This is a genomic window from Paenibacillus sp. DS2015 (assembly GCF_050433705.1).
Lineage (GTDB): Bacteria > Bacillota > Bacilli > Paenibacillales > Paenibacillaceae > Paenibacillus_AQ.
Genome location: NZ_JBNPWS010000064.1, coordinates 1 through 5,625 on the forward strand (window position 1 = coordinate 1; position 5,625 = coordinate 5,625).

Here is a 5,625-nt window from a genome sequence, read left to right on the forward strand (position 1 = left end):
ATCCTACATCGTGAATATGAACGGGAATTCGTATCGCATGAATGAAACGAAGGAGTGGCTATTAAAGCAGCAATTAGGTAATTGAAGCACTACTCCACCAATCCACCTATCTATTACTTGGAGAAATTATCTCATCTACTTTGTACTATTATTTCATAGGTGGGGGAGTTTTAAATGCTCATGTGGAGGAATTTTCAGTTGACAATTACATTCGCTATCATCCATCTAAACTCCTCCGCATCATGTATGGTATAACAAGAAACCTGTAGGGTTTATGACTACAGGTTGTCGTTTAATGGTGGAACTCAACCAAATGGAGGCCCCTGAAATGATCATAACATTTCAGGGGCCTCCATCATTCTTTGGCTATATACTTTCTTGTTTTAATGCATCAATGATATTTTCCTTCTTCACTTTTGAACTTGCATATAACATGGCTGAGCTAACAATGATAAATACAGCCACGATAACATACATAATGCTTATCCATGGGGGTGTGAAGTCAAATTGGAAGCTATTCATTAGTGATTTGTACATTAAATACATTACACCGATACTGATCGGTAGACCATAGAGTAGTGATTTTATACCATAAAATATACTTTCATAATTGATCATTTTATTGAAGCCTTTCGGCGTCATCCCAACTGATTTGAGCATCGCGAATTCTCGTTTACGAAGTGAGATACTCGTCGAGATGGTGTTGAATATATTGGCTACAGATATCAACGTAATTAATACGATGAAGCCATACGTAAATACTGACATTAGGAGTAACATCTGATCATTCTCTTGTCTGTACTGATACACATTATAGATATAAATATTACTCTCTTTCATTTCCTCAATTTCCTGTTGTGTGGCCATAGGATTTGATGTTTTCAGATATAACGCTACCCCTATCTGATCTTCCGTATTAACACCGTTTACAGTCAATTGATCCATGACTTGCTCAGAGATGATGATGTTCAAACCACCAATACTTGCTTGTTGTGCTCCCATAGGTAGCTGATCCGTCAAAGCTGCTATCCTAATCTTATTTATGGGCGTCTCTTTTCCAGTTTCCCAATCTACTTCATCTAGGTCAATGCTCTGACCCACTTTTGTATGAATGGCCGTAGTCTCCACGAACTTATGTGATATTTCATCTTCATAAGAAATCTTATCAACCACGATGGCGGACAGGTTTCCTGGATCAATCAGTTGTTTGTAATCTGCGCCCACCCGTTTCGCATAATCTTGTAGGTATTTATCATTTAAGACGTGAACTTCAATGTAATATTGGAATTTCCCTTCTTTTAGCATACTTGGTTCTTCTTTCACCAAATTGTGTAATTCATTCGCGATTACCTTCTCATCAATCCAAGAATGCAATTCAAATCCTTTCATTACACTAAATTCCGTTATATCATCAAGATTAGCTATCGAGTTGATCAACTGATCATCTAAGGGTTCAATTCCGACTGAAGCAACTTTAATATCAAAATTCACATCACCCTGTGATAGTTCAAGCGATTTCCTGAAATTATCTGTAAAATAAGACACGCTCAAGAACAGAACAATACTAATAACAAGTGAAAATACCGTTGCTTGGTACCTCCGTCTATTTCTCTTTAAATTCTTCAACCCAATCTCTGCCTCAACTCCAAAAAGCTTACGAACCAACTTGGAAGTTTTCACTACTTTAGAAGTAAGTTTAACATCGCTCGTCTGACGAATCGCATCAATAGCAGAGATTCTAGATGCTTTTCTTGCAGGTAGATAGGTTGAAATGAAGATCGTTATGATCGACACAGCACAGGCAACCCCTAGTGAACCTGGTGTAATAGACACCGTTAACTCCTCAGTTACGCCAAATGCGCCTTGAATCATCGAATTAATGAACCAGAAAGTAATAGCGATTCCTACAAGTCCACAAATGATTCCAATGGGTATACTGATTAAACCAATAATCGTCCCCTCAAAAAACACCGAATTCCTCTTCTGTCTTGCAGTAGCGCCCACACTAGATAACATACCTAAATGACGAGAACGTTCGGAGACAGAAATCGCAAATGCATTATATATAAGCGATACCGATCCAACAATAATGATGCCCATTATAATCGACGACAATGACAGGATCGTGCTACGCAATCCATCGTTATTCATCACACCATAGTACCGTAATAAACTATTATTAAATTCTATGGACTCAGATCTAATGTTATTTTGTTTAGCTAAATCCTTTGCATGTGCAAATAGGGAACTCTCAACCTTGTTTAATACAACCGTCGCATTTACGATATCATTTGCTCCCAATATACTTTCATCTACATAACTGATGACGGTATATCCCGGTGCCCATGTTGGCTCCCATGTCGGTCGTTTTATGAAACCTACAACCTTATAACTTCTAGCTTCTGTATGCTCTAGTGTTTCAGCCATCTTACCTTCATATGTTAGCAGTCGGTCCGTCTGTTTTAGTGCCGGTGCATCTCTATCCTCGACCCTAGTTCTTTCACCAACATCGAGTGTTAACGTGTCTCCGATCTTGTATACTACTTTCGCGTTCGTTGCAATGTCCTCCGAAATAACAACTTCGTTGTCGGCATGCGGAAGTCGACCTGAACTCAGTTCAATTGGAAATTGCTTATAACCTTGTTCATTATATTCCTTAATATATAAATAGGGTTTATTCGCATTATCTCCCCCTTGTAACAGGGCATAACCTCGATCTCTTGATACGACAAGTGTTTGGGTATCCTCATCTGCATCAATCGCTTTGAGTTGAGATTTATTGACATCTTTATAAAGGACATGCCATTCACCATTGCTAGATATTGATTGCCTTTGCAATAAATCCATAAAGGAAACCCCAAGTGTAGAAACAGCGGTCACCATCGCTACCGAGATAATAACTCCTATAATGGTCACTAGTGTTCGACGTTTGTTCTGCTTCAAATGTCTTACTGTTAATTTGTTAACAATATTCACGGACGAATCACCTCATCTTTGGCAATCCTTCCATCTTCAATGGTGATGATTCTATCAGCTTGTAGAGCAATCCGCTCATCATGAGTAATGATAATCAGCGTTTGATTAAAGGTTTTATTAAACATCTTTAATAAATCAATGATTTCGTTACCATTCTTACTATCCAGATTACCTGTTGGTTCGTCTGCTAGCATAATCGCAGGATTACTAATCAGCGCTCTTCCAATCGACACCCGTTGTTGTTGTCCACCAGAGAGTTGATTCGGTAAATGCTTTAAGCGATTGTCTAGATTTAAAGTCTTCACGATATCCGCGAATTGCTTCTTATCCACCTTATGTTCATCAAGTAGTAGGGGGAGCTGAATATTCTCCTCCACCGTTAAGACCGGAATAAGGTTATAGAACTGATAGATCAAGCCAATTTGTCTACGTCTAAAGATCGCAAGTTGTGTCTCATTGAGATTATAAATGTCTGTGTTGTCAACGAACACTTTGCCACTTGTCGGCCGATCCACACCCCCAAGCATATGGAGAATCGTTGATTTTCCTGAACCCGATGGACCGATGATAGCGATGAATTCTCCTTTATTTACTGTAAAAGATACATCATCAAGTGCCTTTACCGCGGTTTCACCTTTACCATACGTTTTAGACAGATGTTCAATTTTTAATATTTCCATTCTAAGACCTCCATTTGTGCTATTGAGATCAGTATATCTGGCGATCATGACTTTAAAGTGACTGCTACATGACGATTTAGTCACTTAACTTAATGTAATGAATTATTTGTAAAACTTAATGTGAAACTGTGTGCCCATTCCTTTCCCACTCTTGACATGGATATCTCCATTCTGACTTGTAATAATGCTGTGAGATAAGGCTAGTCCAATACCGATACTATCTTCACTTGCATTCTTCCCTTTATAGAATCGTTTAAAAACATAAGGTAACTCTTCTTTCGGAATTCCTATACCATTATCAGCAATGATTACTTCGGTATACAGTGCATTTTCTGTAAAAGATATCGAGATCTCCCCACCCTCAGGTGTGTGTTCCACGCAATTTTTCAGAATATTGATAACAGCTTCAGATGTCCAATTGAGGTCACCAAGAAATGATACGGTGTCTTCACCCTTGATCGAGACCGTTTGTTCCTTAATGTCCATTGGAATCAGGACAGGCTCTAGTGATTTTCGAAACAATGTTTTGACCGAAATAGGATCTTTTTTGAATTGAACCGTTCCTGCATCGATTTTGGAGAACTTTAATAATGAAGATACAAGCCATCCAATTCTTTCGAGTTGAATGCGTATATTACGTGTGAATTCCGTTCTTTTCTCAGGAGGAAGCTCAGGTTCACTTAATAAATCTGCCATGACGGTCATGGAGGTTAGAGGTGTCTTAAGCTGGTGTGATATATCGGAGATCGCATTCGTAAGCTGGACCTTATCATGTTGTAAAAGAGAACTGTGCTCAGATAACATAAGTGTCACTTTGTAAATATCGTTCTTTAGAATACTCAGCTCACCTTCCTGATTATCACGAACGTCTAACGAGTAATTCCCATTACTTATTTGACGTAAATAGCCAGAGAGATTCTCAATCTCCCTGTATCTCCATCTCGTAAATACCAAACTGCATGTAATAAGTAACGCTGAAGTGATACAAGAAAGAATTGCGACAGGTAGTGACATCATTGCCGAGATCACAATGGCTACGAGACTTATCGAACACATTGTAACGAATAACCACCGAATCTCTCTATTTCGAAGCATTCGAATCACCTACCTTATAACCTAGGCCGCGCACTGTTTTAATAATCGTTGGATCTTGAGGGTTGTCCTCTAACTTTTCTCTTAATCTTTTAATGTAGACCGTTAATGTATTATCATTCACAAAGTCACCTGCCACATCCCAGATCCGTTCTAATAGCTGATTTCTTGAAAGAACCTGTCCAATATGATTCGCAAAAATAAGCAATAATCGATACTCTAAGGCAGTCACTGAAATCTCGTTGCCATTCTTATACACTTTTCCTTCTAGTGTGTTAATTCGTATATTTTCGATTTCAATGATTGATTTGGTCTGAGTCTGTTTATGATATCTTCTTAAGACGGATTTAATTCGCGAGAGAAGCTCACGGATACGAAAAGGTTTGGTAATATAATCGTCTCCTCCCATATCAAGCCCCATCACGACATTCACCTCATCATCTATCGCTGTTAGAAAAATAACAGGAATATCACTCCGCTCCTTCACCATCTTACACAATTCGTAGCCATTACCATCGGGTAGGGATATATCAAATAAACATAACGTAAACTGATCTAATTGTTCAGCTATCACCTGTTTAGCAGTTACCGTATCATAACAAAGAACCGTAGAAAAGTGATCCTGTTGCAACGAATATTCAAGACCTGATGCAATTGTTCGATCGTCTTCCACTAGCAATATTTTCATGTGAAGGTCATCCTATCTTATTTTTACTATGAACTATGAGAATACCAGAAATCGCATCTCTCAACCATTTATTGCCCAATGATGGCATATCTTTTGACTACATACAAAACAAGGTTACCACACATGATGCATGGTCACCTTGTTCCTTTCATGCGATACGAATTCCCGTTCATTTTCACGATGTAGGAG

General features: G+C 38.5%; 4 protein-coding genes. All 4 read right to left on the reverse strand.

What is annotated here, in order from left to right:
• Positions 1–366 precede the first annotated feature (366 nt).
• Entirely contained in the window at positions 367–2,976 is a 2,610-nt protein-coding gene (locus tag J2T13_RS25905; RefSeq protein WP_429375570.1) for an FtsX-like permease family protein, read from the reverse strand.
• Complete coding sequence (locus tag J2T13_RS25910) at positions 2,973–3,656, reverse strand: ABC transporter ATP-binding protein (RefSeq protein WP_429375572.1); 684 nt, start codon at positions 3,654–3,656, stop codon at positions 2,973–2,975. The genes J2T13_RS25905 and J2T13_RS25910 overlap by 4 nt, the downstream gene beginning before the upstream one ends.
• Before the next feature lie 102 nt (positions 3,657–3,758).
• A complete protein-coding gene (locus J2T13_RS25915) occupies positions 3,759–4,751 on the reverse strand; it encodes a sensor histidine kinase (RefSeq protein ID WP_429375574.1) in 993 nt (330 codons plus the stop codon).
• Positions 4,738–5,436 carry a response regulator transcription factor gene (locus J2T13_RS25920; RefSeq protein ID WP_429375576.1) on the reverse strand — a complete coding sequence of 233 codons (699 nt, stop codon included), beginning with the start codon at positions 5,434–5,436 and terminating at the stop codon, positions 4,738–4,740. Before J2T13_RS25920 ends, J2T13_RS25915 begins: the two co-directional genes overlap by 14 nt.
• Positions 5,437–5,625: the final 189 nt, after the last annotated feature.